Below are 26004 nucleotides of genomic sequence, written 5' to 3' on the forward strand. Positions count from 1 at the left end.
TTCATGAGCACTACCCTGACCCTGCACCCCGGCGCCGTCACGCTGGCGCAATGGCGCGCGATCCATGACGGCGCGCGGGTGCGGCTGGACCCGGCTTCGGCCGCCGCCGTGCTGCGCAGTGCGCAGACCGTGGCCGACATCGTCGCCAAGGGCGCGCCGGTGTATGGCATCAACACCGGCTTCGGCAAGCTGGCCAGCGTGCGCATCGAGCGCGAGGATCTGGAAACCCTGCAGCGCAATATCGTGCTCTCGCACGCGGCCGGCGTGGGTGAGCCAATGCCGGCGCCGGTCGTGCGGCTGATGATGGCGCTGAAGCTGGCCAGCCTCGCCCAGGGCGCCTCGGGCATCCGCCCGCAGACGCTGGCCCTGCTGGAAGCGTTCCTGCAGCACGATTTCATTCCGGTGATTCCGTGCCAGGGCTCGGTTGGCGCGTCGGGCGACCTGGCCCCGCTTTCGCACCTGGCCAGCGTGATGATCGGTGTCGGCGAGGCCTTCGTCGATGGTCAGCGCCTGCCCGCTGCCGAGGCACTGGCCAACGTCGGCCTGGCCCCGCTGGTGCTGGGTGCGAAGGAAGGCCTGGCCCTGCTCAACGGCACCCAGTACTCCACGGCCTACGCACTGGCCGGCCTGTTCGCGATCGATACCGTGTTCCGTGCGGCGCTGGTCACTGGCGCGCTCTCGGTGGAAGCGGCCAAGGGCTCGGACACCCCGTTCGACCCGCGCATCCACAGCATCCGCGGCCAGCGCGGGCAGATCGCCACCGCCGCCGCGCTGCGCACCCTGATGCAGGGCTCGGCGATCCGCGAATCGCACCGCGACAACGACGTGCGCGTGCAGGACCCGTACTGCCTGCGCTGCCAGCCACAGGTGATGGGCGCGGCCTTCGACGTGATGCGCCAGGCCGCGACCACGCTGGCGATCGAAGCCAACGGCGTGTCCGACAATCCGCTGGTGTTCACCGATACCAACGAGGCGCTGAGCGGCGGCAACTTCCATGCCGAGCCGGTCGCCTTCGCGGCCGACATGCTGGCCATGGCGGTGTGCGAGATCGGCTCGATCAGCGAGCGCCGCACCGCGATGCTGGTCGACCCGGCGCTGTCCGGCCTGCCGGCCTTCCTCACCCCGAAGCCGGGCTTGAACTCCGGCTTCATGATTCCGCAGGTCACCGCCGCTGCGCTGGTCTCGGAAAACAAGCAGCGCGCCTATCCGGCCAGCGTCGACTCGATCCCGACCTCGGCCAACCAGGAAGACCACGTCTCGATGGCCGCCCACGGTGCGCGCCGCCTGATGGCGATGGCCGAGAACGCGGCCAACGTGATCGGCATCGAGCTGCTCGCCGCCGCGCAGGGCTGCGATTTCCACGCCCCGCTGCGCTCCAGTGATGCGCTGGAAGCGGTGCGCCAGCGCCTGCGCGCACAGGTGCCCACGCTGGAAGACGACCGCTATTTCCATCCGGACATGGTGGCCGCGACCGATCTGGTCCGCAGCGGCGTGCTGGCCGAAGGCCTGGGCGACATCCTCCCGCCGCTGGAGCCGCTGTCATGACCGCGCACCCGGACTGGCTGCAGATTCACCGTGGCGATGCACCGTTGATCGTCAGCTTCCCGCATACCGGCACCGAGCTGCCCGATGCACTGGCCGCGCAGTTCATCTCGCCGTGGCTGGCCCGCCGCGATGCCGACTGGTGGGTGCACGATCTGTATGCCTTCGCGCAGCAGATGGGCGCCACCACGCTCCGCTCGGCGGTGTCGCGCTCGGTCATCGATCTCAATCGCGACCCCAGCGGCACCTCGCTGTACCCAGGCCAGAACACCACCGGCCTGTGCCCGCTGACCACCTTCGACAACCAGCCGCTGTACCGCGATGGCGACGGACCGGACGAAGCCGAGATCGCACGGCGCCGCGCTACCTGGTTCATGCCCTACCACGACGCCCTCGCTGCGGAGATCGCGCGCCTGCGTGCGCAGCACGGCACCGTGGTGGTGTACGACGCGCACTCGATCCGCTCGCACATCCCGCACCTGTTCGATGGCCAGCTGCCGCAGTTCAACCTCGGCACCAATGGGGACACCACCTGCGACAACGCGCTCACCGATGTCGTCGACAACCTGTGTGCGATGAGCGGCATGAGCCATGTGCGCAACGGCCGCTTCAAGGGCGGCTACATCACCCGTCACTACAGCGACATCCCTGGCGGCGTGCACACGCTGCAGATGGAGCTGGCCTGCCGCGGCTACATGCACGAGCCCGAGGCCGTGGATGAGCACAGCTGGCCCACGCCGCTGGATCCCGATCACGCCGCCCCGCTGCGCGCCACGCTGCAGCAGGTGCTCGATGCCTGTCTCGACTTCGCTACGTCCCGGAGTGCTGCATGACCCGTCTCGATTCCACCCGCACCATCCTCGCCCCGACCGGTACCACGCTCACCTGCAAGAGCTGGCTGACCGAAGCCCCGCTGCGCATGCTGATGAACAACCTGCACCCCGACGTGGCCGAGCGCCCGCAGGAGCTGGTGGTCTATGGCGGCATCGGCCGCGCCGCGCGCGACTGGGAAAGCTACGACAAGATCGTCGAGACGCTGCGGCGGCTGGAGGATGACCAGACCCTGCTGGTGCAGTCCGGCAAGCCGGTCGGTGTGTTCCGTACCCACGTGGACGCCCCGCGGGTGCTGATCGCCAACTCCAACCTGGTGCCGCGCTGGGCCAATTGGGACCACTTCAACGAGCTCGATAAGAAGGGCCTGGCCATGTACGGCCAGATGACCGCCGGCAGCTGGATCTACATCGGCGCGCAGGGCATCGTGCAGGGTACCTACGAAACTTTCGTCGAGATGGGTCGCCAGCACTACAACGGCAACCTGGCCGGCAAGTGGCTGTTCACCGGTGGGCTGGGGGGCATGGGCGGCGCGCAGCCGCTGGCTGCGGTGATGGCCGGCGCCTCGTGCCTGGCAGTGGAGTGCCGCAGGAGCAGCATCGAAATGCGCCTGCGTACCGGCTATCTGGACACCTGGACAGACAACCTCGACGAAGCGCTGCGCCTGATCGAAGAATCCTGCACGACGAAGAAGCCGCTCTCGGTCGGCCTGCTCGGCAACGTCGCCGACGTGCTGGACGAGCTGCTGGTGCGCGGCGTCAAGCCGGACCTGCTGACCGACCAGACCTCCGCGCACGACCCGGTCAACGGCTACCTGCCGCAGGACTGGACCGTGGAAGAATGGGATGAAAAACGCGTCTCCGCGCCGAAGGACGTCGAAGCCGCCGCGCGCGCCTCCATGGCCAACCACATCCGCGCCATGCTCGCCTTCCACGCACTCGGCGTGCCGACCGTGGATTACGGCAACAACCTGCGCCAGATGGCACTGGAAGAAGGCGTGGAGGATGCGTTCGACTTCCCAGGCTTCGTACCCGCCTACATCCGCCCACTGTTCTGCCGCGGCATCGGCCCGTTCCGCTGGGCCGCGCTGAGCGGCGATCCGGAGGACATCGCCAAGACCGACGCGAAGGTCAAGGAACTGATCCCGGACAACCCGCACCTGCACCGCTGGCTGGACATGGCCGCCGAGAAGATCAAGTTCCAGGGCCTGCCGGCGCGCATCTGCTGGGTCGGCCTGGGCGACCGTGACCGACTCGGCCTGGCGTTCAACGAGATGGTCGCCAATGGCGAGCTGAAGGCACCGGTGGTGATCGGCCGCGATCACCTGGATTCGGGCAGCGTCGCCTCGCCGAACCGCGAAACCGAAGCGATGGCCGACGGCTCCGATGCCGTCTCCGACTGGCCGCTGCTTAACGCCCTGCTCAACACCGCCAGTGGCGCGACCTGGGTGTCGCTGCACCACGGTGGCGGCGTCGGCATGGGCTTCTCGCAGCATGCGGGCATGGTCATCGTCTGCGATGGCACCGACGCGGCGGCCAAGCGCATCGCGCGCGTGCTGTGGAACGACCCGGCCACCGGCGTGATGCGGCATGCCGATGCAGGCTATGAGATCGCGGTGGAGTGCGCGAAGGAGAAGGGGCTGGATCTGCCTGGGATTCTGGGCTGATGCGGGTGGGCCCCGGCCGACGGTCGGGGCCGCAGCTCAAGGTAGTGCCGGCCGCTGGCCGGCAACCCACCTAAGGGCCTAGTGCCGGCCGCTGGCCGGCAACCCGATCAGGGCGCCATGCGGCGCGGTTGCATGGAGCCTGAGGAGCCGGCCAGCGGCCGGCACTACCGAGTCCGGTCGTCGGCAACACGTCCCCCATACGCCCGACAAGGGTGACGAACACGCCACATCCTGTTAACTTGCGCGCCCCACATGAAGTTGACAGGGTGCCGCGGCGACGCGGGCCGTGTCCGCACTGATATCGCGCACGAATGACTGCCCTCTCGAATCGCTCCACCGCCACTGCCCTGTCGCTGCTCGCCGCCGCCCTGCTGGCCAGCCTTGCCACCAACGGCACCGCCCACGCCGCGCCTGCTGGCCAGGCCGTCACGCTGGACGCGGTCAACGTTACCGCCGCCGATGCCACCGAGGCTGCGCGCCGCGCGCTCGACCGGGTGCCCGGGGCAGGCAACGTCGTCGATATGACGCAGATCGGCCAGGGCCGCGTCGCCGGCACTGCCGATGTACTGGCCTACCAGCCCGGCATCAGCGCGCAGAGCGCCGGCAATGAAGGCGTCAAGGTCTCCATCCGCGGTTCGGGCCTCAACCGGGCGCCCGGTGCGCATGCCTCCGGCCTGTCGGTCTCGCTGGATGGCCTGCCGCTCACCGGTCCGGGCGGCACGCCGTACGAGCTGCTGGAGCCGCTGTGGCTGAGCCGCGTGGAGGTGCTGCGCGGTGCCAACGGGTTCGAGCGCGGCGCGCTGGCGCTGGGCGGTGCGGTCAACTACATCACCCGCAGCGGCCGCGACACGCCCGGGCTGGAGCTGCACTACGAAGCGGGCGCACGCGGTTACCAGAAGCGCGGGATCAGCCTGGGCGGCGTGCGGGACGCGGTTGATTACTTCTTGGCCTACACCGATACCGAGTACGACGGCTATCAGCAGCACGCCGCCGGCAAGGGCAAGGGCGCCGTGGCCAACATCGGCTGGCAGCTCACGCCGGATCTGGAGACGCGCTTCTTCCTGCGCTATCGCGAGACCGATCACGAAACCCCGGGGCGCCTGACCCGCGCGCAGATCCGCAACGACCCACGTGCCGCCAACCCGGCCAACCTGGCCATCGATGCGCGCCGCCCGCAGCCGGGCAGCACCTGGATCGGCAACACCACCACCTACACCATCGATGCAGATTCGTCGCTGCAGGCCGGCCTCGTGTACCACAAGTACTCGATGGACTTGAACGAAAGCCTGTACCGCCAGCAGCTGGACTACGCCAACCTCAACGGCACGCTGGACTACCGCCGCGGGCACGCGCTGTTCGGGCATGACAGCGTGACCACGATCGGCCTGCGCGTGACCCATGATCTGGACGCGAACGTGCGCGAGACGCTGCGCTTTGCCAGCAACGGTTACGCCGCCGGCACGCACACCCGCGACTTCCAGCATTACGGAACCGACAGCGTGCTGCACCTCGGCAACGATCTGGCGCTGAGCGAGACGCTGCGCCTGCAGACCGGCCTGGCCTTCATCCACACCCGCCGCGATGTGCAGGTCACCTGGCCGGCCACGCCGGAACGGCTCTCCGAACGGCAATGGGATTACGCGCCGCGGCTCGGCTTCACCTGGCAGCAGACGCCGCAGACACAGTGGTTCGGCAACCTGAGCCGCTCGGTAGAACCTGCGCACCCGTGGTCGATGATCTGGGGCTCGAACCAGTATTTCGCCGCCGGCAATGGCGCCTCCACCGGCCGCCAGCGCGCGCCAGTGGAACTGGACAACCAGACCGCGACCACGCTGGAACTGGGTGCACGTGGCGACAGCGCGCTCGGCCGCTGGGAGCTGACCGGCTACTACGCCCGCCTCAACCACGAGCTGCTCACTGTGGAAGTGCAGCCGGTGCCGAACCTGTTCATCGCCGAATCCAACGCCAGCCCGACCGTACACCGTGGCATCGAAGCCGGCCTGGACAGTGCGCTGTGGCAGGGCGTCGGCGGGCGGCTGTCATTGCGCCAGGCCTACACCTTCAGCGACTTCCGCTACCGCGATGATGCACGCTTCGGTAGCAACCGCCTGCCCGGCCTGCCGCGCCACTACTACCAGGCCGAACTGCGTTACGACCACCCGGCCGGCTTCTATGCCGGGCTGAACACCGAGTATGCGTCGAAGATGTTCGTCGACTACGCCAACAGCATGGCCGCCGACAGCCACGTGATCTTCGGCACCCGCATCGGCTACGACGCCCCCGGTGGGCGCTGGCAGGCCTGGGCGGAGCTGCGCAACCTGGCCGATCGCCACTACGCGGCCACGGTCACGCCGGGCTACGACGATGCCGGCAAGGATGTCGCCCGTTCCACGCCCGGTGAGGGGCGCGGTGTGTATGCCGGGGTGCGCTGGCGATTCGATTGACGTTATGGCGCCACCTTTCGGCCAGCTGGCTGCCACCGGGTATCAGCGCGCCAGTGCCTTGGTGACGGCCGCATCAGCCAACGGCACCATCCGCGCATAGCCGGCCGGCGTGGGATGCACGCCATCGGTGGCCAGGTCCGGGTCCAGGCCGCCATCCTTGTTGGTCATGGCCGTGTGGTAATCCAGATAGACCAGCCCCTGCTGCTCCGCATAGGCGCGCAATGCCCGGTTGAGCGCGGTGACCTTGCCGGCGGGCTGCACGCCGGGTTGCCACGGGTAGTCGCTGACCGGCAGTACCGAGGCCAGCACCACGCGGATGTTGTGCGCCTGCGCCAGTTCCACCATCGCATGCAGGTTGTCTTCGATCATCGCCTGCGTCGCCGGCCCGGTGTTGCCGGCGATATCGTTGGTGCCGGCCAGGATCACCACCGCGGCCGGCTTCAGCGCGATGACATCCTGCTGGAAGCGCACCAGCATCTGCGCGGTGGTCTGCCCGGAGATGCCGCGGTTGACGTACGGCTTGCCCGGGAAGAAGCGCTCGCTGCCGGTTGGGCCCCAGCCTTCGGTGATCGAGTCGCCGTAGAACACCACGCGCTTGGCACCCGGGGCGACCGGCGGCAACGCCGCGTTCTCGTCGCGATAGCGCTGCAGTTGCGGCCAATCCAGCAGGCGCTGCTGCATCTCCGTGATCTGCGCGGGCGTCGCCTGGTCTGCAGGCACGAGGTACAGCGGATTGATCGCCGGGCGATCCTGCGCCTGTGCCAACGGTTGCATGGCACACAACGCGAGCGTCGCGACGAGGGTGGAACGGATCAAGGCTGGCACGGCATGGCGCTCCGCTGAGGGCAAGCGGACAGTCTCATCGATCGGCGACCAGGGATTCAAGCTGCGCTGCGACGCGATCGAAGGGTCCGATGTCACGCGTGGCCCGACTCATCGCCACGGCGCCCTCGATGCTGGCGATGATCATGGTGGCAATGCCCTTGGCCTGGTCGGGTGGACGGCCGCCGCGGTGCAACGCCTCGGTCAGCCGCGCCTCCCAGCGCGCGAACACCTCGGCGGCCGCCCGCTGCGCGTCATCGGGCGCATCATCGATCGGCTCTTCCACTGCCGCGGCGAGTACCGGGCATCCGACGTGGAAATCCGAGCGGATCAGGCGCTCGCGCCACGCCGCCAGGAACAAGGCCAGCCCGTCTGGCGCTGCTCCCTGCAGGCAGGTATCGAGCAGCGCATCGACCTTCGCGCCCGCCAGCGTGGTGGCCTGCGCCAACACCTGCTGCTTGCCCCCCGGAAAGTGATGGTAGGTGGAACCGAACGGCGCCTGCGCGCGTTTGGCTACTTCGCGCACGCTGGAGGCATTGAGGCCATAGGTGGCCAGCATCTCCGCTGCCGCAGCGACCACGCGTTGCGGGGCATCGGAAGGGCGTGCACTCATGGCCGGACTCCTTGCTAAGACGGGTGTCATAGATTAGCGTATTTGAATTATGACAACTGTTATAGATGAGCGCCCCCGCCCATGAATCTCTGGTTTCGCCTGCTGATCCTGCTGCTGTCCTCGCCGTTCCGTTCCAGGCTGACCGCCCCGCTGGCGGTGTCGCGACTGAACTTCCGGGTGCTGCCCAACGACATCGACAGCAACCTGCACATGACCAACGGTCGCTACTGGACGATCTTCGATCTGGGCCGGCTGGACCTGGTGTTCCGGATGGGCCTGGGCCGGGTCGCGTGGCGCTCGAAGTGGGCCCCCATCGTCAGTGGAGGCAGCATCCAGTTCCGGCGCGAACTCAAGCCGTTCCAGCGCTTCGTGCTTGAGACCCGCTTGGCCGGCTGGGTCGGTACGCGCATCATCATGGAGCAGCGGGTGCTGGTTGGCGACGAGGAAAAAGTCGCCACCCGTGCCCTGCTGATCACCGGCATCTACGACCGTCGCCACCGCCGCTTCGTGTCGACCGACGAGATGATGGAGGCCATCGGTGCCCCCAGCGTGCCGTCGCCGGAACTGAGCAAGGCGGCCCAGGCGCTGCTCGCAGCCGAAGTGGCGATGAAAGAGGATTGAGCCCCGCCCCCATCACGCGATGACGGCAGCGCTCAGGCGTTGCGCCAGGAAACGATCTGCGCCTTGGTCATCATCGTCTGTTCGATCCGCCGCAGGCACGTCTCACCCGGGCTCACCAGGCACCATTGCTCGCTGTTGCGCAGCAGCGGCAGATCGGCGCGATGATCGGTATAGGCCATGCGCCACGGGGGCGGATAACCGCGTTCGGTCAGCATCGGAATCTTGTTCTCGCCAAGACAATGGTACTCGCTGATCCACCCGCCCAGGAACGGCCGCAATGTCGAGGCGACCAGCGGCACGTCCTGCAGACCTTCGCGCTCAAGCAGCGCACGTGCGAGCGGCTCCCAGCAGCCGGTGGCGATGACGACCTCGTCGCCCTGCGCCAGATGCTGACGCAGTCGTTCCACGCCCTGCGCCAGGAACACCGGCTCCGGTCCTGCGAACACCTCGTCGGCATGCGCGACCGCCAGCGCCACCAGCGCCTCACGGCTGCGTCCGAAGGTGGCCATCCAGACCGCAAAGCGCACCGGCCGCCGGCGCGTGCGCGGCAGTGCCCAGAGCGGAACCAGCACCGGCAGTGCCAGCAGCACCCCGGCGATCCGCCATGGCTGGCGCCGCAGCAGCGTTTTGAAGAAACGGCTGGCGGTTTCCCAGCGGGTCAGCGTCAGATCGAAATCGAAGACCACTACGGTACGTTCGGACATCCGTGTCACTCCGTTCAGAAGACGCCCTGCACGCGCAGGTTGCCATCATCGGTGGGCGTCAGTACCAGCCCATAAGCCTCGTTCCTGCGGCTGAATCCTGCCGAGCAGATCGCGTCCCAGCCCTGCCCGCAATCCACCTCCGGATGCGCGGCGAAGACGGGATCGCCGTCGTTGTCGGGCGCTTCGGCGACCCACCCTGCCTTGAGCAACAGCGCTTTGGCCTGCGCGTATGGCATGCCGACGGTGACGCCGATCGCGGTCCACGATGGTGGCAATTCGGACGTTTCCGCCGCGTGGACGTGGCCAGCAGACAACAGCAGCAACAACGCCAGGAACACGGATTTCATCGGCATTACATCGAAGGCGGGGCTGCACAGCATAGAACGCGCGAGCGCCCCCGTGCTGGCAGTGGGATGGCCGGTCTCATAAGTCACGCCTCATCGCCCACCAGGAACAAACCCCACCATCGCCACACCGAGGCAGACCAGGCCGCCTGCCAGCGGCAGATACGTTGCCCATACCGGCGCGCCCTGGCCGAGCGCGAACGCGACGAGCGACTCCCGCACGCTTCGGCCGGTCAGAAACGGCATGATGACCAGCGCAGAGAGGGGCAACAACGAGGCGAGCCCGAACGCCAGGAATGCCGGGCGGTGATCGTTGCTGGCGAATCCACCCAGCGGGTACAAGGCCAGACCCCCCAGCAGTCCCACGAAGAGCAGGATGTTGGCGGTCCAGATCGTGGTCCGGTGACGGCGCCGCAGCGCGGCCCGGGACCAGCCACGGTAGTGCGTCTGCAACCCCCTCGCCCAGTACGCCACCAGCCACGTTGCGATCAGGCCGCCAGCGACACCGCTGACCGTCGATCCCCAAGCGTGGATGTCCATGCTCACGTCCTTGTGCGTTTTTCGGCAGTGTAAGGCTGCGGCCGGCCTTGTATGTAAAAACGGCCGCCCATCACGGGCGGCCGTTACTCTGATGCCAGGCGTTACCGATGCCTCGGCTCAGCGTTTGGCCGGCGGCGCATTCTTCACATAGGTATCGAACCAGTTCAGCATTTCCGATACCAGCTGCTCGTTGGATTCGAGCGCGGTATACCAGTGCGGTTCGTGCGGCAGCATCACCAGGCGCGTGGTGCCGCCATTGCCGCGGATCGCCTGGAACAGCTTGCGCGACTGGAACGGCTCGGTGCCCGGGTTCGCATCGTCCTCGCCGTGGACCAGCAGCAGCGGCAGCTTGATCTTGTCGGCGTAGAAGAACGGTGAGGCCTTCAGGTACACGTCCTGCGCCTGCCACACCGAGCGGCGTTCGTTCTGGAAGCCGAACGGGGTGAAGGTCTTGTTGTACGAACCACTGGTGGCGACGCCTGCCTTGAACAGATCGGTATGCGCGATCAGGTTGGCGGTCATCAGGCCGCCATGGCTGTGGCCGGTGACGCCGATCCGGTTGCGGTCGACCACGCCCAGGTCCACCGCCTTGTCCACCGCGGCTTTGGCATCGGCCTCCAGCTGTTCCAGATACGTGTTGTAGGCGGTTTTGGGGTCGCCGACGATGGGGAACGAGGCGTTGTCGATGATCGCGTAGCCGGCCAGCAGCATCAGCCGGTACGGCGCCAGGCGGGTGAAAGTCTGCTGCGAACCGGACACCTGCCCCGCCTGTGCCGCGTTAGCGAAATCGGCCGGGTAGGCATACAGGATCGCCGGCACGCGCTGGCCCTCCTTGTACCCCGGCGGGGTGTACAGGGTGAACGACAGATCCACGCCGTCGGCACGCTTGTAGGTGACCAGGCGCTTCTTGATCTGGCGCACTTCCGGCGTCGGATCCACCAGGTGGGTCAACGCGGCCGGCTTGGACACGACCTGCGCTTCGCCCGGCTTGGCGTCGGCGACGTCCTCGCCAAGCAGGCGCACGAACGCATTCGGCGCATCGGTCACCGACTGGTGCCACGTGAGCAGGTGGCCCGGGATGGCGCTGAAGCCGATGAACTGCTCGTAGGCATCGGCATCGCTGCGGAAAAGACGCTCCGTCTTCAGGCTGCGGAGGCTGAGCGCATCCAGGAAGGGCCGATCCCCCTGCGGCGAAGCGCCCTGCCCGCGCAGGAAGACCGTGTTGCCTTCCTGACGCACCACGTAGGCGCCGTTGGGCAGGCGCTGGTACACGAAATTGCCCGGGTCCTCGTACAGCTCATCGCTGGAGAGATCCCACAACAGCCGGCCTTCCTGCTTGGGGTTGTCGACGTTGACGATGCGGGTCTGGCGCCAGTGGCGGTTCTCGTCGTTCTCGTCGAGGAAGGCAACGTCCGGCTGCGCGGTCCAGGCCAGGCCTTCGAAACGCTGCGCGGTGCGGGCGATCTCGGTGGGCTTGGCGGTGAACGGGGCTTTGAGCATCAGCACGCGATCACGATGCGGAACCGTGACTTTCCAGTCGCCCTTGTCCAGGGCTTCGGCATAGACCAGCGTGGCCGGATCGGTGGCGCGCCAATCGAAATCGCGCGGGCCTTCCGGCACGCCGTGCACCGGCACGCGGTCGGCCAGCGGCAGGCTGGCGATCGGCGTGCTGCGGCCGCTGGCGATATCCAGCACGGCCACGTCATTGGCGAAACGCTGGTAGGTCACCGCATGCGAGAACGGTGCCTTGAGTGTTCTCGTCAGCACATGCACGCCATCCGGGGCGGCCCCGATGCTGTCCAGCAGCGCCGGGGCACCGACGGTGCGCACGGTGTTGGAGGCGGTATCCACCACTGCCAGCTGCGACTGGCCGTAATAGGCGAACAGCGCTTCATCGTAGGCACTGGTCAGCGTATCGCGGGCTTCGTAGGTGCTGCTTTCGCCAGCCGTTCCCAGCGACTCCTGGGTGTCCGGGCCGATCGCACCTTCGGCGCTCGGCGCCGGTCCCTGCTTGGCCGGCACCAGCTTGACCAGCAGCTGCTGGCTGCCGCCGAGCCACTGCACGGTGCTGCCGAAGATCGGGTTCAGCGCGACGTTGGGCACCTGGCGGACCTGGCCGGTCGCTGCATCACCGATCCACAGCTGCACGCTGTCATCGACCACGTTCTGGAACGCGAAGCGTTGGCCGTCGGCCGACCACTGCGCCATGCCGGCGCACCCGCCGGGCAAGGCGACCTTGGTGGAGCGGCCACTGGCGGTATCGACCACGGTGAAGTCGCCCACGCACGGTGGAATGCCATAACCACCCGGGGTGTCGTGGCGGCTGCGGTTCTTCGGCTCCAGGCGCACGCCGGCCAGCTTCAGATACGGCTGGGCGACGCGGGTGATCGACGGATAGGTCTGCGTGGTGGTCAGCAGCAGGCGCTGGCCGGTCGGGTCGACGCTGGGCGTCGGCGGCGGCGGTGCCTTGAGCACCTTGAGCAGGCTCTCCGGCGGCGTGGCGTAACCGGCAAAGGCCGGTGCAGCGAGCAGCAGCCCGAAGGTGGCAACGGCAACGGCCGCAGCCAGCGAAGTACGACGGATCAGCATCCTTATCCCCTTGCAGTGTCAACGAGTGCCCGCAACAGGGGCATGACCCGAATCTAGCACCGCCGGGACCGGTGTGAATGGGCCGGAAGGGCCAACCGCCCGACACTGCAAAGCGAGGCGTTCCACCGTGCCGGGTAGCGCCCCCTTACGCGTCACGCCCGGCCTCGGCCCGGCTAGAATGCCCCATGCGAACCGTGCACGCCCTCCGATATGTCACCCCGCTGCGCGAAGGCGGCTCCCTGCCCGCCGTGGTCGAGACCGACGACGACGGCATGGTGGTGCTTAAATTCCGTGGCGCCGGCCAAGGACCGAAGGCGCTGATCGCCGAACTGATCGCTGGCGAGATCGCCCGCACGCTCGGCCTGCCGATCCCGGAGATCGTGTTCGTGGAGCTCGACCGCGAGTTCGCCCGGACCGAACCGGACCCGGAAATCCAGGATCTGATCCGTGCCAGCGAGGGCCTGAACCTGGGCAGTGATTACCTGCCCGGGGCGATCAACTACGACCCGGCGGCCATGCAGCCCGATGCCGAGCTGGCCTCGAAGATCGTGTGGTTCGATGCCTTCACCAGCAACGTGGACCGCACCGCGCGCAATCCCAACCTGATGGTCTGGCATCGCAGGCTGTACCTGATCGACCATGGTGCGGCAATGTACTTCCATCACGACTGGGCCGGTGCCGGGGAGGCCTGCAGTAAGCCGTTCGTGCTGATCCGCGATCATGTACTGCTGCCCTTCGCCACGCAGATTGCCGAAGTGGATTCTGCGCTCGCGGTGATGCTGCCCGATGCCGAAATCGAGCGGATCGTCGGCCTGGTGCCGGACAGCTGGCTGGTGGACGAACCCGCCTTCGACAGCCCGGCGGCTTACCGCCAGGCGTATATCGATTATCTGCAACACCGCCTTCGCGTACGCGCGGCTTTTGTACAGGAGGCCGTCCGTGCCCACACTGCACACCTATGACTATGCGGTGATCCGCGTAGTGCCCCGCGTGGAGCGCGAGGAATTCATCAACGTCGGGGTGATCGTGTCCTGCCCGGGCGCAAAGCACCTGGAAGCGGCGATCGAGCTGGATGTGGAGCGGCTGCGTGCCTTCGCGCCGACGCTGGATATCGAGGGCCTGCAGCCGTGGCTGGATGCGATCGTGGCGATCTGCCGCGGTGACGCGAACGCCGGGCCGATCGCGCAGCTGCCTGCGCGTGCACGTTTCCATTTCCTCACCGCCAAGCGCAGCTCGGTGGTGCAGATGTCGAGCACGCACGTGGGCCGTACCGCAGAGCCGACAGGCGTGGTCGAGCATCTGATGCGGAAGATGGTGCGGGTCCCGGCGTAGCACCGTCGGCGCGGCGGCCCCGTCACCATTCAGACCGGCCAGCGGCACCACGAAAACGGATAGCCATGCAGACCGCTGGCCAGCCCCGCCCGCATCGGGAGGGACAGCCAATGCACGCGGTCGGGCATGATGGCCCAGGCGAAAGATTCCGTGCGTCTTTCCGCATCGGAAGCACGCAGCCAGCGCGCGACATCCTGCGCATTGCCGTGATGATGGAACAACGGGAACTGATGGGTGGTGACAGTGGTGACGACGTAGCAGGCATTTGACAGCGGACATCGCGCAGATCGAACGGAAGAACTCGGCATCCGGCCAGCATGACAGCGCGTGCCGTCCAGGCTCACCAGGAGAGAACGCGGCCAGTTGTCAGACTTCCGCGCGAAGCGCTGTAGTCTCGCAACGAGCGGCCGGGCGCTGCCCGCCCTTGCGTCAATGGAACGCCGGCCACATCCGACGCGGCGTCCCTCACCCCTTCGGCAACGCGTAGGCGATCACGTAATCGCCGGCCGGGGTTTCCATGAAGTGATGACCACCGGCCATGATGACCACGTACTGGCGCCCACCGAACTCGTAGATCATCGGGTTGGCCTGGCCGCCGGCCGGCAGCTTGGCATGCCAGAGTTCCTTGCCGGTTTTCAGGTCGATCGCGCGCAGCAGATCATCGGTCGCCGCGGCAATGAAGATCAGGCCGCTGGCCGTGACCACCGAACCACCGTTGTTGGGCGTACCGATTTCGATCGGCAGGCCGGAGCGGATGCCGAACGGCCCATTGCCGCGGGCACTGCCGAACGGGCGGTCCCACAGGGTCTTGCCGGTACGCAGGTCGACCGCGCGGATGCCACCGTACGGCGGCTGCTTGCACAGCAGCTTGGTGAACGGCAGGCGCCAGCCGGCGTTGACGTCGATGGCATACGGCGTGCCCACCTGCGGATCGCCCGCGCCTTCGGCGCCGCCCTTGTCGGCGGTCACATCCTCGCGCGGCAGCCACCCCAGTTTGTCCGCCTTCTCGCGCGGCACCAGGCGGTTGTAATTGGGCATGTCGTTGTAGTTGGCAACGATCACGCCACGGCGCGGATCCACGGCCACGCTGCCCCAGTCCGAGCCCCCGTTGTAGCCGGGATACTCGATGGAATGACGGTCCGCGGTCGGCGGGGTGTAAAAGCCTTCGTAACTGGCCTCGCGGAACTGGATGCGGCAGACCAGCTGGTCGATCGGGGTCATGCCCCACATGTCGCGCTCGGTGAGGTCCGGTTTGCGCAGCGTGTGATACAGCGAGAACAGCTGGGTGGGCGAGCGCTGTTCCGGCTCGACGCCGCCCGTGGGCACCTTGCGCTCTTCGGCTGGGGTCAGCAGCTTGCCGGTGCGACGGTCGAGGATGTACATGTCGCCCTGCTTGGTCGGCAGCAGCAGGGCCGGGACTTTGCCGGCGGCGGTCGGATAATCGATCAGGGTCGCCTGCGAGCCCATGTCGTAATCCCAGACGTCCTTGCGCACCGCCTGGAAGTGCCAGGCCGGCTTGCCGGTGTTGACGTCGATCGCCACCAGCGAGGTGGCGTAACGGTTTTCGTTTTCGGTGCGCGAGCCACTCCAGTAATCGCCGGCCGAGTTGCCCATCGGCAGGTAGACCAGCCCAAGTTCGTCGTCGCCGGTCGCAGTGGTCCACATGTTGGGGGTGCCGCGGGTATAGGTCTCACCCGGCGGCGGTGCGCCGTTGCGCTCCGGGCGGACCATGTCCCACGCCCAGCGCAGTTTGCCGGTGACGGCATCGTAGGCCTGGATCACGCCGGATGGCGCGTCGCGGCGCTGACCGTCCAGCACCTGGTGGCCGGTCACGATCACGCCCTGCACGATCGCCGGCGGCGAGGTGATGGAGACATAGCCGGCCGGGCTGTCGCCCATGCCCACGGTGATGTCGACCTGGCCGTTGTTGCCGAAACCGGCGCACGGCTTGCCGGTGGCGGCATCGACCGCGATCAGGCGGCCATCCAGGGTGCCTTCGATGATGCGCGCCGCACAGGCGCCACGCGGCACCTGGGTCAGCACGGGCACGCCGCTGGGAACGGCCAGGTCCGCGGCCACATCGTTCAACGCGGTGTCCTGCGCGGTGGCGGGCACTTCGTAGTAGGAGACCCCGCGGCAGGCGGCGGTGTACGGGATCGACTTGTCCTTGATCTTCGGGTCGTAGCGCCAGCGCTCGGTGCCATCGGCGGCGTTGAGCGCGACCAGCTGATTGCGCGCGGTGCACAGGTAGAGGCTGTCGCCGATTTTCAGCGGCGTGGTTTCCGCACCCCAGCGCTTCTCCGGCAGGTCGCCAGTGCGGAACAGCCAGGCCTGCTCAAGCTTGGCCACGTTGTCCGGGGTGATCTGCTGCAGCGGCGAGAAACGCGTTGCCGCGTTGTTGCGACCATAGGCGGCCCAGTCGCCGTCCACCGGGCGGTCGGCCGGTTGCAGGGGCGCGTCGGCCGTGGGTGCCAGGCCGGTGCTGGTCATCGGCTCGGGGAAGGCGCCCTGTGCCTCGGTAACACCATGTGGCACGAAGGCCAGGGTGAAGGCCGCCACGAACACCAGCGCCAGCACGCCGGCGATGCCGCGCGAGACCTTGCGCGACACCGGGCGATCCAACGTCGGCAGCAGCAGCGACAGCACGAAGCCGATCGCCACGATCAGGCCCAGGCGCGGCACCCAGCGCCAATAGTTGCTGCCCGACTCCCACCACGTCCACAGCAGCGTGCCGACGAACACCAGCGCGAACCACAGCGCGCCGCTGTAGCGGCCCCGCCACAGCTGCACGCCGGAGATCAGCAGGCCGACGCCGGCCAGGACGTAGTACCAGGAACCACCGAGGCTGGCGAGCCAGGCGCCGCCCGCGGTGAATACAACGCCCAGCAACAGAATGACAATTGCCAGCACAGCCACCAGCCAATGGCGGGGGCGGCGGGTCTGCGTCGTGGTGGACATCGGTTTCTCCTGAAGCGCGAAGATCGCCGACGTTGCCGCCGGCCCCGCGGCTCTTATCCCACCGGGGTCGTGAACGTTGCGCGTTCTTTGCTGCAGCCGCCAGCGTCGGCACAGCCGACGATGAAAGCGTGCAATCTCCCTGCCCCACAACGAAAAACGCCGGCATGTGCCGGCGTTTTCCGTGTCACTGCCGCAGGGGCTTACGCCTCCGGCGGTGCCACCACCGGGCTGGCCTCGACGGCCGCCGGTGCATCTTCTTCCACACCCTCATCCAGCGAGGCATCCATGCGTTCAACCGCCTGGAGCTTCTCTTCCTTGGACAGACGGATCAGGGTCACGCCCTGGGTGTTGCGGCCGACGCGCGAGATTTCCGAACCGCGGGTACGCACCAGGGTGCCACCATCGGAGATCAGCAGCACTTCGTCGCGCGGGCCCATCAGCACCGCACGCACCAGCTTGCCGTTGCGCTCGGTGGTCTGGATGCCGATCACACCCTGCGTGCCACGGCCCTTGCGCGGGTAATCCGGCAGCGGGGTGCGCTTGCCGTAGCCGTTCTCGGTCGCGGTCAGGATGTAGAGCGCGTTGTCATCGTCGGCGCCGTTCTCGATCACGGCATCGCCGCTGTCGATCACGGTCTCGTCGACCTGGCTCTCATCCTCGTTCTCGTCTTCGCTGCCGCCGGCACTCTCGGCCACGATCAGGCTGACCACTTCCTCACCCTTGGGCATCTTGATGCCGCGCACGCCGGTGGCGGTACGGCCCATCGAGCGGACCTTGTCCTCACCGAAGCGCACGGTCTTGCCGTTGGAGGCGAACAGCAGGATGTCGCGCTCGCCATCGGTCAGGCCGACGCCGACCAGCGCATCGCCCTCATCGAGGTTGATCGCGATCTTGCCGCGCGCCAGGCGGAAGGCGAACTCGCTGAGCGGGGTCTTCTTGACCGTGCCGTTGCGGGTGGCGAAGAACACGAACTGGCCTTCGGCGTACTCGCGCACCGGCAGCACGGCCTGGACCCGCTCACCGGCTTCCAGCGGAATCCAGTTGATGATCGGGCGGCCACGGGCGTTGGAGCCGGCCTCCGGCAACTGGTGGACCGGCAGCCAGAACACCTTGCCCGCACTGGTGAAGGTCAGCAGCGTGTCATGCGTGTTGACCAGCCACAGCTGTTCGATGAAATCCTCTTCCTTGGTCGAGGCGGCACTGCGGCCACGGCCACCGCGGCGCTGGGCCCGGTAGGCACTGACCGGCTGGCGCTTGGCATAGCCGGCGTGCGACAGGGTGACCACCACGTCTTCCGGGGCGATCAGGTCGAGGATGTCCAGGTCTTCTTCGCTGTGGCGGATCTCGGTGCGGCGCTCGTCGCCGAACTCCGTACGCACGTTGATCAGCTCTTCGCGGATGACCTGCAGCAGACGGTCCGGATCTTCCAGGATATGGATCAGCCCGGCGATCGTTTCCAGCAGCAGCTTGTACTCGTCGGTCAGGCGGTCCTGCTCCAGCCCGGTCAGGCGATGCAGGCGCATTTCCAGGATCTGGGTCGCCTGGATCTCGGTCAGCTGGTAGCCGCCCGCGAGCAGGCCCACACCCTTGGGCAGATCATCCGGACGCGAGGCTTCGGCACCGGCGGCGCCCAGCATCGAGCCGACCAGGCCCGGCTCCCACAGGCGGGCGAGCATGCGTTCGCGCGCCTCGGTGGGGTTCGGCGAGGTCTTGATCAGTTCGATCATCTCGTCGATGTTGGCCAGCGCGACGGTCAGGCCTTCCAGCACGTGCGCACGCGCACGCGCCTTGCGCAGTTCGAACACGGTGCGGCGGGTGACCACTTCGCGGCGGTGGCGCACGAAGGCCTCGAGCATCTGCTTGAGGTTCATCAACTGCGGGCGGCCATCGACCAGCGCCACCATGTTGATGCCGAACACCGACTCCATCTGGGTCTGCTGGTAGAGGTTGTTCAACACAACTTCCGCCGACTCGCCGCGCTTGATCTCGATGAAGATGCGCATGCCGTCCTTGTCGGACTCATCGCGCAGTTCGCTGATGCCTTCGAGCTTCTTTTCCTTGACCAGCTCGGCGATCTTCTCGATCAACCGGGCCTTGTTCACCTGGTACGGGATCTCGGTGACGATGATCGATTCGCGGCCGTTGTCAGCCACTTCGACCTCGGCCTTGGCGCGGATGCGCACACGGCCACGACCGGTCCGGTACCCGGCGACGATGCCGGCGGTGCCGTTGATGATGCCCGCGGTCGGGAAGTCCGGGCCCGGGATGAACTCCATCAGGCCGTCGACGTCGATCTCGGGGTTGTCGATCAGCGCGATGCAGGCGTTGATCGATTCGGTCAGGTTGTGCGGCGGGATGTTGGTCGCCATGCCCACCGCGATACCGGCCGAACCGTTGACCAGCAGGTTCGGGAACCGGGTCGGCATGACCGTCGGCTCCAGTTCCTTTTCGTCGTAGTTGGGCTGGAAATCGACCGTTTCCTTGTCGATGTCGGCCATCAGCTCATGGGTGAGCCTGGACATGCGGGCTTCGGTGTATCGCATCGCCGCGGCGGAGTCGCCGTCGACCGAACCGAAGTTACCCTGGCCATCGACCAGCATGTAGCGCAGCGAGAACGGCTGTGCCAGACGCACCAGCGTGTCGTACACCGACTGATCGCCATGCGGGTGGTACTTACCGATGACGTCACCGACGATACGCGCCGACTTGAAGTAAGGCTTGTTGGCGTGCGCGTTGAGTTCACTCATCGCGAACAGCACGCGGCGATGCACCGGCTTGAGGCCATCGCGCGCATCCGGGAGTGCGCGCCCCACGATCACGCTCATCGCGTAATCGAGGTAACTCTTGCGCATCTCGTCTTCCAGGTTGACCTGGATGATTTCCTTGGCGGTTTCTGCCATTCGGGTTCCGTTGTCTGGTAGCGGTCCAGTCCGTCACGACCGCCCTTTCGGGGCGGTTGCGCCGGAATCTCGATTAACCGTTGGATTCTACCACAGCGGGCCATTTTCCGCCCGCTTTTACGGGGGTTTTACCGGCAAGAATCAGGAACTTACGGGGGCGTTGGCGGGCGCTTGCGCAGGCCACGACCGTCGGTCGTGGCACGCGCCGCAGCCGGCCTCAGCCGAACGCGGACTGCATGTTGGCCACCGTCGGGTTCAGGATCACCCCACGCTCGGTCACGATGGCGTCGATCAAGCTGCCCGGGGTGACGTCGAAGACCGGGTTCCAGGCGGCGATGCCCTCGGCCACGGTACGGGTGCCGCCCACGCCGTAGAGCTCGCCAGGATCGCGCTGTTCGATCTCGATCTGCTCGCCGTCGGCAGTGTCCATGTCCACCGTGGAGGACGGCGCCACCACCATGAACTTCACGCCGTGGTGGCGGGCGGCGATGGCCAGCTGGTAGGTGCCGATCTTGTTGGCGGTGTCACCGTTGGCGCAGATGCGATCCGCGCCCACGACCACCCACTGGACCGCACCGGTCTTCATCAGGTGCGAGGCGGCCGAATCGGCAATCAGGGTGGCATCGATGCCATCCTGCTGCAGCTCCCACACGGTCAGGCGCGCGCCCTGCAGCCACGGCCGGGTCTCGCCGGCGAACACGCGGGCGATGCGGTGCTGGGCCATGCCGGCGCGGATCACGCCCAGCGCGGTGCCGAAGCCGGCGGTGGCCAGCGAGCCGGTATTGCAGTGGGTGAGCACGCCGCTGCCGGCCTCGATCAGCCCGGCGCCCAGCGCGCCCATGTGGCGGTTGGCGGCCAGATCCTCCTCGGCGATTGCCTGGGCTTCGGCGGCCAGCACCTGCTGCCAGTCGGCACCGGCCGGGGCCAGCGCGCGGCGCATGCGGGCCAGCGCCCAGGCCAGGTTCACGGCGGTCGGGCGCGAGGCGTTGAGGCGTTGCAGGGCCGGCTCCAGCTTCAACAGCGCTTGGGCGCCATCGTCGGCCTGGACCTCATTGGCCGCCAGTACCACGCCCCAGGCGGCGGCAATGCCGATCGCCGGTGCGCCGCGCACGGTCAGCGCATGGATGGCCTCGGCAACCGCGTCGCTGTCGCGGCACTCCACGTGCTCGACGATGAACGGCAGTTTGCGCTGGTCGAGCAGTTGCAGGCTCTCGCCGGTCCACAGGATCGGGCGGATATGGTCGTAACGGGCGTAGTCGATGTCGGTGGATGCGTTCATCGGGCCATTGTAGCGGCGTGCCGATGCAGGCGGAATCGCGCGCTCAGTTGACCGCGAACTCGGCGCGGCAGCCCTTGTCGACCCAGACCCCACGGCTGTCCCAGCCCCAGCTGCTGCCCTGCTCGCAGGGGGTGCCGGAGAGCTGCTTGTTGAGCGTGACACCGTGGGTGATCCCGGCACCACAGAAGCGGCGCTGGCGCGACTTGGATTCGCAGACCAGGATGCGTGGCACGTTGAGGAACCCGCTGCCATCGGCGGCACCGACCTCGAACTCGCCCTGGCAACCGCGGGTCACCCAGATCTCATTGCGGCGATAGCCCCAGCTGTGGCCTTCGCGGCACGGCAGCGAGGTGAGCTGGCGCAGCAGACGCACCGGCGCGCCCTGCAGCACGACCGGGCAGCTCTGCGGGCGCCCGTTGGATTCGCAGCGCACCACCCGGCGCGTGCGGCGTTCACCGTCGGCACGCGGCGCGGCAGCCGCGGTACGCGCGCGGAACTCGGCGCGACAGCCCAAGGTCACCCAGACGCCGGAACGGTCGGTGCCCCATTCCGAGCCTCGCACGCAGCTGTTATCGGAGAGCTGGCGGATCAGATCGACACCGCCTTCGGTGGGGACATCGCAATGCACCCACCCCATGTCGCGCGATTCGCAACGCACCACCTGGCCGGCATAGCCGCCGGCCTGCGCGAGCGCCGTTTCAGGCATCAGCGCAGTCCACAGCAACACCGGCCACAAGGGCATGCCCGCGCCTACCAACAGCTTCATCAACACGATCCCCGCCACGCCTGAACAATCACATGACCCACCTTCGGACATCCGGTGTGATCAGAGCATCATCATGCAGCCCGTGCAAGACGCGGATGCGTCAAAACGCCTCAGGCGTGGGCGAAATCGAAGGCCAGCACATCGGCGATGCGGTCGGTGCGGTTCATCGCCATCAGCAGCCGGTCCACGCCCACCGCCACCCCCGCGCAATCGGGCAGCGCCGGCAAGGCCGCCAAGAGGTGTTCATCCAGCGGGGGCAGCACGTCGCCGCGCGCGGTACGGATGGCATGGTCGCGCTCGAAACGCGCGCGCTGTTCAGCCGCGTCGTTCAGCTCGTGATAGCCGTTGGCCAGCTCCACGCTGCCCAGGTACAGCTCGAACCGTTCGGCCAGCGGGGGCGTGCCCGGCCGAATTTTCGCCAATGCCGCCTGGGTGGCAGGCCAGTCAGGCACCACCGTCATGGTGTCGTCACGGAAGTACGGTTGGATGCAGTGGGTCATCAGCAGATCGAGCCAGTCATCCCGGGTCAATCCGTCCGCATCGATGCGGACCTCGGCCAGCGGTGCCTGCAGGTCTTCCAGGCTGGCCTGGAACGGGTCCAGCCCGACGTGCTGCTGGTAAAGACCGCGGTAATCGATGACCTCCAGCGTCGCCTCGCGCTGAACCAGCTGCAGCGCATCGCGCACGAGGGCGGCGGTCTCGTCGATCAGGCGACGGTGGTCCCAGCCGATCCGGTACCACTCCAGCATGGTGAACTCGGGATTGTGGCGGCCGCCGGCTTCGCCGTTGCGGAACACACGACCCAGTTCGTAGCAGTCCCCCACCCCTGCCGCGAGCAATCGCTTCAACGGGAACTCCGGCGAGGTGCGCAGCCAGCGTTGCGCGGTGCCCGCATCCACGTGCCCGCTGAAGCGGGTATGGAAGCTGTCGATGTTCGGCTCGGTATTGCCTGCTGCGGACAGGATCGGCGTTTCGACCTCGAGCACGTCGCGTGCGGCGAAGAAGCGGCGGATCAGCGCATTGAGCGCGGCACGCTGGCGCAGCGCGGCGATCACGCGCGCGCGTCCTTCAGCCGCTGGGCCAGCGGCAGGGTCAGCAGATCGCGGGTGTCATCGACGTAGCCGGTGGCCAGGTACAGGCGTCGCGCCAGTTCGTTGTGATGGTTCACTTCCAGGCGCATGCGCTCCACGCCACGTGCGTTGGCGCGCTGTTCGAGGATGGCCAGCGCCTGCTTGCCGCGGCCCCGCCCACGCGCGGCATGGCTCAGGTACAGCTCATCGAGCAACGCAAAGTGGCCGCCCTGCTCCAGGCTGAAGCCCATCGCCAGTGCTCCATAGCCCACCACCGCGCCGGCCTCGTCCAGCCACAGCAGCACTTCACCGTTGCGCGGATCTTCCAGCAACGCGGCCAGCGCGTTCCGCACACGGGTGTCTTCGAAGTCGAGTTTGTCTTCGGCGTAGAAATCACGCATCAGCCCGATCAGCAACTCGGTGTCGGCGACGGTGGCCAGGCGGAAATCGAGGGGAACGGTCTGCATGCGGTTTCTCTTGTTCAGTGCTGCGCGAGGAAGGCGATCAGCTGGTCTTCGTCCCAGACCGGCACGCCCAGCTCCTGCGCCTTGGTCAGCTTGGAACCGGCCTCGGCACCGGCGACCACGAAGGAGGTTTTTTTCGACACACTGCCAGCCACCTTGGCGCCGAGCGCTTCCAGCCGGGCTTTGGCCTCGTCGCGGTTCATCTGCGTCAGCGTTCCGGTCAGCACGGTGGTCTGGCCGTCCAACGGGCCGGCGACCTGGTCGGCCTGCTCCGGCGCCAGTGTCAGCAGCTTCTGGCGGTATTCCTCGGCCTTGAGCAGCATCGGGCCGTGGCCTTCGCTGTCGAGCCAGTCGGCCAGCCCGAGGGCTACCTCGTTCGGCAGGCCGGCGGCCACGAACCGCACCGGCTCGGCGTCCAGCACCGAGGCCGCATCCGGCAACATGGCCACCAGCTTCTCCGCGCGCAGCCGGGTGATGCCCGGAATCTCCGCTTCGACCAACAGCTGCGCGAAATCCAGACCGTCCCGCAGCTTGGCGATCGGCGGGTGCACATCGCTGATGCGCACTTGGCCGACCTGCAGCAGCGCATCGATCGCCTCCTGGTTGCCAGCCTGTTCGAAGAAGTGGCCGAGCGAACGCGCCACTTCGCCGCCGATGTCGGGCACGCGCTTGAACAGCGGCCAAGGCAGATGACGGATCAGTTCGAGATCGCCGAACCAGGTCGCCAGGGCCTTGGCGGTGCTCTCGCCGACATGCTCGATGCCCAGCGCGAACAACAGCCGCTCCAGCGTGGTGGTGCGGCTGGCGTCGATCGCGGCGATCAGGTTGTCGGCCCACTTGGTCGCGATCTTCTTCGTGTTCCAGGCGAACGTGGCCGGCATCGCCAGCGCCTGCGCGCGCCATGCCTCGTCGCTGCCATCGAGCTTGAGGATGGCCCTCAGGTACTCGCCGCTGCCTTCCGGCGGCAGGTGCAGGCCGATCTGGCTGGCCAGCGCCTCGGGCGATTCGGCATCCAGCACCAGCTTGAGCTGCAGCAGTTGATCACGCTGCAGGCGGTACAGATCGGCCACGCCGCGCACGATACCGGCGTCGACCAGGGTCTCGATGTACTTGCCGCCCAGGCCGTCGATATCCATGGCGCGGCGCGACGCGAAGTGCGCGATGGCTTCCTTGCGCTGCGCCGGGCAGCTCAGCTCACCCGAGCAGCGCCACGCGGCCTCGCCCTCTTCGCGGACGATCTCCGAGCCGCACACCGGGCACTGCGAAGGCATCTGCCACGGCGTGGTGCCGGCGGGGCGGCGGTCGGCGATCACGCTGACCACTTCCGGGATCACATCACCGGCGCGGCGCACGATCACCGTATCGCCCACGCGCACATCCAGGCGCGCGATCTGGTCGGCATTGTGCAGCGTCGCGTTGGACACGATCACGCCGGCCACGGCGACCGGCGCCAGACGCGCGACCGGGGTCGCGGCACCCGTGCGGCCGATCTGGATCTCGATCGCCTCCACCGTGGTGGTCTGTTCCTGCGCCGGGAATTTGTGCGCGATCGCCCAGCGCGGTGCGCGCGCGACGAAGCCCATCTGTTCCTGGCCGGCGCGATCGTCGAGCTTGTACACCACACCGTCGATATCGAAAGCCAGACCGTCGCGGCGTTCGCCGATGTCGCGGTAATAGGCGAGCAGCCCGTCGGCGCCCTCCACCACCTGGCACAGGTCACTCACCGGCAGCCCCCACGCGCGCAGCTGCGCCAGCGTGGCCGAATGCGTGGGCGGCAGCTCGCCGCCTTCAACCTGGCCGGTGCCGTAAGCGTAGAAGCTCAGCTTGCGCCTGGCGCTCATCTTCGGATCGAGCTGGCGCAGCGAACCAGCGGCGGCGTTGCGCGGATTGGCCAGCACTTTGCCGTCATGCAGGCGCGCATCGGCGTTGTAGGCCTCGAAGTCGGCACGGGCCATGTAGACCTCGCCGCGCACTTCCAGCACCGCTGGCCAGCCCTCACCCTTGAGCACCTGCGGGATCACACTGATCTGGCGGAGGTTCGCGCTGACATCCTCGCCGGTGGCGCCATCGCCACGGGTCGCCCCCTGCACGAAACGGCCCTCCTCGTAGCGCAGGCTGATCGCCAGGCCGTCAAGCTTCGGTTCGGCGGAAAAATACAGCGTGCTGCGACGCAGGCGCTCGCTGATGCGGCGCACGAAATCCTGGACTTCCTCATCACTGAAGGCATTGCCCAGCGACAGCATCGGCACCGCGTGGCGGACCTCGGCGAAACGGGAGGACGCCTTGCCACCGACCTGCCGGGTCGGCGAATCGGCCGCGGCCAGCTCCGGGTGTGCCTGCTCGATCGCCTCCAGCTCGCGCACCAGCAGGTCGTACTCGACGTCGGGGATCATCTGCTCGTCGCGCTCGTGGTATGCCTTGCCGGCCTCCTCGATCTGGCGGCGCAGGACGTCGGCACGTGCGGCGGGGCTGGGGGTCATGCGGGAGGCGATCCTGGTGGGGCATTCAATTTTACCCCT

At 67.5% G+C, this 26004-nt stretch carries 21 protein-coding genes; 7 read left to right on the top strand and 14 right to left on the bottom strand.

The genetic code is table 11. The features are described from left to right. Nucleotides 1–3 precede the first annotated feature (3 nt). From hutH to C0R07_RS00320, 4 genes are all read left to right on the top strand, one after another. Nucleotides 4–1545, top strand: a complete 1542-nt coding sequence (gene hutH / locus C0R07_RS00305) for a histidine ammonia-lyase (protein ID WP_102787968.1) — start codon at nucleotides 4–6, stop codon at nucleotides 1543–1545. Then, the gene (hutG, locus tag C0R07_RS00310) at nucleotides 1542–2375 is read left to right on the top strand and encodes an N-formylglutamate deformylase (protein WP_102787969.1); all 834 of its coding nucleotides are present in this window, start codon (nucleotides 1542–1544) and stop codon (nucleotides 2373–2375) included. Before hutH ends, hutG begins: the two co-directional genes overlap by 4 nt. Beyond that, a complete protein-coding gene (gene hutU / locus C0R07_RS00315; RefSeq protein WP_102787970.1) occupies nucleotides 2372–4039 on the top strand; it encodes a urocanate hydratase in 1668 nt (555 codons plus the stop codon). Before hutG ends, hutU begins: the two co-directional genes overlap by 4 nt. 311 nt (nucleotides 4040–4350) lie before the next feature. Then, nucleotides 4351–6483 carry a TonB-dependent receptor family protein gene (locus tag C0R07_RS00320; RefSeq protein WP_102787971.1) on the top strand — a complete coding sequence of 711 codons (2133 nt, stop codon included), beginning with the start codon at nucleotides 4351–4353 and terminating at the stop codon, nucleotides 6481–6483. Nucleotides 6484–6525: 42 nt separating this feature from the next. Here the strand turns inward: C0R07_RS00320 and C0R07_RS00325 are convergent, their stop codons facing one another. Both C0R07_RS00325 and C0R07_RS00330 read right to left on the bottom strand, forming a co-directional pair. Then, the gene (locus tag C0R07_RS00325; RefSeq protein WP_070470477.1) at nucleotides 6526–7257 is read right to left on the bottom strand and encodes an SGNH/GDSL hydrolase family protein; all 732 of its coding nucleotides are present in this window, start codon (nucleotides 7255–7257) and stop codon (nucleotides 6526–6528) included. Nucleotides 7258–7342: 85 nt separating this feature from the next. Beyond that, complete coding sequence (locus C0R07_RS00330) at nucleotides 7343–7918, bottom strand: TetR/AcrR family transcriptional regulator (RefSeq protein WP_102787972.1); 576 nt, start codon at nucleotides 7916–7918, stop codon at nucleotides 7343–7345. Nucleotides 7919–7999: 81 nt separating this feature from the next. On the opposite strand from C0R07_RS00330, the gene C0R07_RS00335 reads away from it, so the two are divergent. After that, nucleotides 8000–8539: an acyl-CoA thioesterase gene (locus C0R07_RS00335; protein WP_070470481.1), complete on the top strand. Its 540-nt coding sequence runs from the start codon at nucleotides 8000–8002 to the stop codon at nucleotides 8537–8539. Between the two features lie 32 nt (nucleotides 8540–8571). Here the strand turns inward: C0R07_RS00335 and C0R07_RS00340 are convergent, their stop codons facing one another. The 4 genes from C0R07_RS00340 to C0R07_RS00355 all read right to left on the bottom strand — a co-directional run bounded on the left by C0R07_RS00340 (nucleotide 8572) and on the right by C0R07_RS00355 (nucleotide 12716). After that, nucleotides 8572–9243: an HAD family hydrolase gene (locus C0R07_RS00340; RefSeq protein WP_070470483.1), complete on the bottom strand. Its 672-nt coding sequence runs from the start codon at nucleotides 9241–9243 to the stop codon at nucleotides 8572–8574. 14 nt (nucleotides 9244–9257) lie between these two features. Then, complete coding sequence (locus tag C0R07_RS00345) at nucleotides 9258–9581, bottom strand: hypothetical protein (protein ID WP_139146277.1); 324 nt, start codon at nucleotides 9579–9581, stop codon at nucleotides 9258–9260. Nucleotides 9582–9680: 99 nt separating this feature from the next. Continuing rightward, complete coding sequence (locus tag C0R07_RS00350; protein ID WP_070470487.1) at nucleotides 9681–10127, bottom strand: hypothetical protein; 447 nt, start codon at nucleotides 10125–10127, stop codon at nucleotides 9681–9683. A 117-nt stretch (nucleotides 10128–10244) separates the two neighbouring features. Beyond that, the gene (locus C0R07_RS00355; RefSeq protein ID WP_102787973.1) at nucleotides 10245–12716 is read right to left on the bottom strand and encodes a S9 family peptidase; all 2472 of its coding nucleotides are present in this window, start codon (nucleotides 12714–12716) and stop codon (nucleotides 10245–10247) included. Between the two features lie 185 nt (nucleotides 12717–12901). Between C0R07_RS00355 and C0R07_RS00360 the strand changes: the two genes are divergently transcribed. Both C0R07_RS00360 and C0R07_RS00365 read left to right on the top strand, forming a co-directional pair. Then, complete coding sequence (locus C0R07_RS00360) at nucleotides 12902–13678, top strand: HipA family kinase (RefSeq protein WP_070470490.1); 777 nt, start codon at nucleotides 12902–12904, stop codon at nucleotides 13676–13678. Then, entirely contained in the window at nucleotides 13656–14048 is a 393-nt protein-coding gene (locus C0R07_RS00365) for a DUF3037 domain-containing protein (protein WP_019184334.1), read from the top strand. Before C0R07_RS00360 ends, C0R07_RS00365 begins: the two co-directional genes overlap by 23 nt. A 29-nt stretch (nucleotides 14049–14077) precedes the next feature. Here the strand turns inward: C0R07_RS00365 and C0R07_RS00370 are convergent, their stop codons facing one another. The 8 genes from C0R07_RS00370 to ligA all read right to left on the bottom strand — a co-directional run bounded on the left by C0R07_RS00370 (nucleotide 14078) and on the right by ligA (nucleotide 25965). Further along, the gene (locus tag C0R07_RS00370; RefSeq protein WP_139146278.1) at nucleotides 14078–14392 is read right to left on the bottom strand and encodes a hypothetical protein; all 315 of its coding nucleotides are present in this window, start codon (nucleotides 14390–14392) and stop codon (nucleotides 14078–14080) included. A gap of 121 nt (nucleotides 14393–14513) precedes the next feature. Next, the gene (locus C0R07_RS00375; RefSeq protein ID WP_102787974.1) at nucleotides 14514–17006 is read right to left on the bottom strand and encodes a membrane-bound PQQ-dependent dehydrogenase, glucose/quinate/shikimate family; all 2493 of its coding nucleotides are present in this window, start codon (nucleotides 17004–17006) and stop codon (nucleotides 14514–14516) included. A gap of 200 nt (nucleotides 17007–17206) precedes the next feature. Further along, a complete protein-coding gene (gene gyrA, locus C0R07_RS00380; protein ID WP_019184337.1) occupies nucleotides 17207–19906 on the bottom strand; it encodes a DNA gyrase subunit A in 2700 nt (899 codons plus the stop codon). Between the two features lie 217 nt (nucleotides 19907–20123). After that, nucleotides 20124–21185, bottom strand: a complete 1062-nt coding sequence (gene mtnA, locus C0R07_RS00385) for an S-methyl-5-thioribose-1-phosphate isomerase (protein ID WP_070470499.1) — start codon at nucleotides 21183–21185, stop codon at nucleotides 20124–20126. 43 nt (nucleotides 21186–21228) lie between these two features. Further along, nucleotides 21229–21951: a DUF3011 domain-containing protein gene (locus C0R07_RS00390; RefSeq protein WP_019184339.1), complete on the bottom strand. Its 723-nt coding sequence runs from the start codon at nucleotides 21949–21951 to the stop codon at nucleotides 21229–21231. 110 nt (nucleotides 21952–22061) lie between these two features. Further along, entirely contained in the window at nucleotides 22062–23006 is a 945-nt protein-coding gene (gene epmA, locus C0R07_RS00395) for an EF-P lysine aminoacylase EpmA (protein WP_102787975.1), read from the bottom strand. Next, on the bottom strand, nucleotides 23003–23488 hold the full coding sequence (locus C0R07_RS00400) for a GNAT family N-acetyltransferase (RefSeq protein ID WP_070425456.1): 486 nt from the start codon (nucleotides 23486–23488) through the stop codon (nucleotides 23003–23005). The genes epmA and C0R07_RS00400 overlap by 4 nt, the downstream gene beginning before the upstream one ends. Before the next feature lie 14 nt (nucleotides 23489–23502). Continuing rightward, nucleotides 23503–25965 carry an NAD-dependent DNA ligase LigA gene (gene ligA / locus C0R07_RS00405; protein ID WP_102787976.1) on the bottom strand — a complete coding sequence of 821 codons (2463 nt, stop codon included), beginning with the start codon at nucleotides 25963–25965 and terminating at the stop codon, nucleotides 23503–23505. Between the last annotated feature and the right edge of the window lie 39 nt (nucleotides 25966–26004).

Source organism: Stenotrophomonas bentonitica (genome assembly GCF_002887735.1).
GTDB classification, from domain to species: Bacteria; Pseudomonadota; Gammaproteobacteria; order Xanthomonadales; family Xanthomonadaceae; genus Stenotrophomonas; species Stenotrophomonas bentonitica_A.

What these genes read in the sequence shown, in the direction of transcription:
- C0R07_RS00330 (WP_102787972.1), bottom strand. Translation starts at nt 7,918, where the DNA reads ATGAGTGCACGCCCTTCCGATGCCCCGCAACGCGTGGTCGCTGCGGCA.
- C0R07_RS00400 (WP_070425456.1), bottom strand. Translation starts at nt 23,488, where the DNA reads ATGCAGACCGTTCCCCTCGATTTCCGCCTGGCCACCGTCGCCGACACC.
- gyrA (WP_019184337.1), bottom strand. Translation starts at nt 19,906, where the DNA reads ATGGCAGAAACCGCCAAGGAAATCATCCAGGTCAACCTGGAAGACGAG.
- mtnA (WP_070470499.1), bottom strand. Translation starts at nt 21,185, where the DNA reads ATGAACGCATCCACCGACATCGACTACGCCCGTTACGACCATATCCGC.
- C0R07_RS00335 (WP_070470481.1), top strand. Translation starts at nt 8,000, where the DNA reads ATGAATCTCTGGTTTCGCCTGCTGATCCTGCTGCTGTCCTCGCCGTTC.
- C0R07_RS00360 (WP_070470490.1), top strand. Translation starts at nt 12,902, where the DNA reads ATGCGAACCGTGCACGCCCTCCGATATGTCACCCCGCTGCGCGAAGGC.
- hutH (WP_102787968.1), top strand. Translation starts at nt 4, where the DNA reads ATGAGCACTACCCTGACCCTGCACCCCGGCGCCGTCACGCTGGCGCAA.
- C0R07_RS00340 (WP_070470483.1), bottom strand. Translation starts at nt 9,243, where the DNA reads ATGTCCGAACGTACCGTAGTGGTCTTCGATTTCGATCTGACGCTGACC.
- C0R07_RS00355 (WP_102787973.1), bottom strand. Translation starts at nt 12,716, where the DNA reads ATGCTGATCCGTCGTACTTCGCTGGCTGCGGCCGTTGCCGTTGCCACC.
- C0R07_RS00375 (WP_102787974.1), bottom strand. Translation starts at nt 17,006, where the DNA reads ATGTCCACCACGACGCAGACCCGCCGCCCCCGCCATTGGCTGGTGGCT.
- hutU (WP_102787970.1), top strand. Translation starts at nt 2,372, where the DNA reads ATGACCCGTCTCGATTCCACCCGCACCATCCTCGCCCCGACCGGTACC.
- C0R07_RS00350 (WP_070470487.1), bottom strand. Translation starts at nt 10,127, where the DNA reads ATGGACATCCACGCTTGGGGATCGACGGTCAGCGGTGTCGCTGGCGGC.
- hutG (WP_102787969.1), top strand. Translation starts at nt 1,542, where the DNA reads ATGACCGCGCACCCGGACTGGCTGCAGATTCACCGTGGCGATGCACCG.
- C0R07_RS00325 (WP_070470477.1), bottom strand. Translation starts at nt 7,257, where the DNA reads ATGCAACCGTTGGCACAGGCGCAGGATCGCCCGGCGATCAATCCGCTG.
- C0R07_RS00320 (WP_102787971.1), top strand. Translation starts at nt 4,351, where the DNA reads ATGACTGCCCTCTCGAATCGCTCCACCGCCACTGCCCTGTCGCTGCTC.
- C0R07_RS00390 (WP_019184339.1), bottom strand. Translation starts at nt 21,951, where the DNA reads ATGAAGCTGTTGGTAGGCGCGGGCATGCCCTTGTGGCCGGTGTTGCTG.
- ligA (WP_102787976.1), bottom strand. Translation starts at nt 25,965, where the DNA reads ATGACCCCCAGCCCCGCCGCACGTGCCGACGTCCTGCGCCGCCAGATC.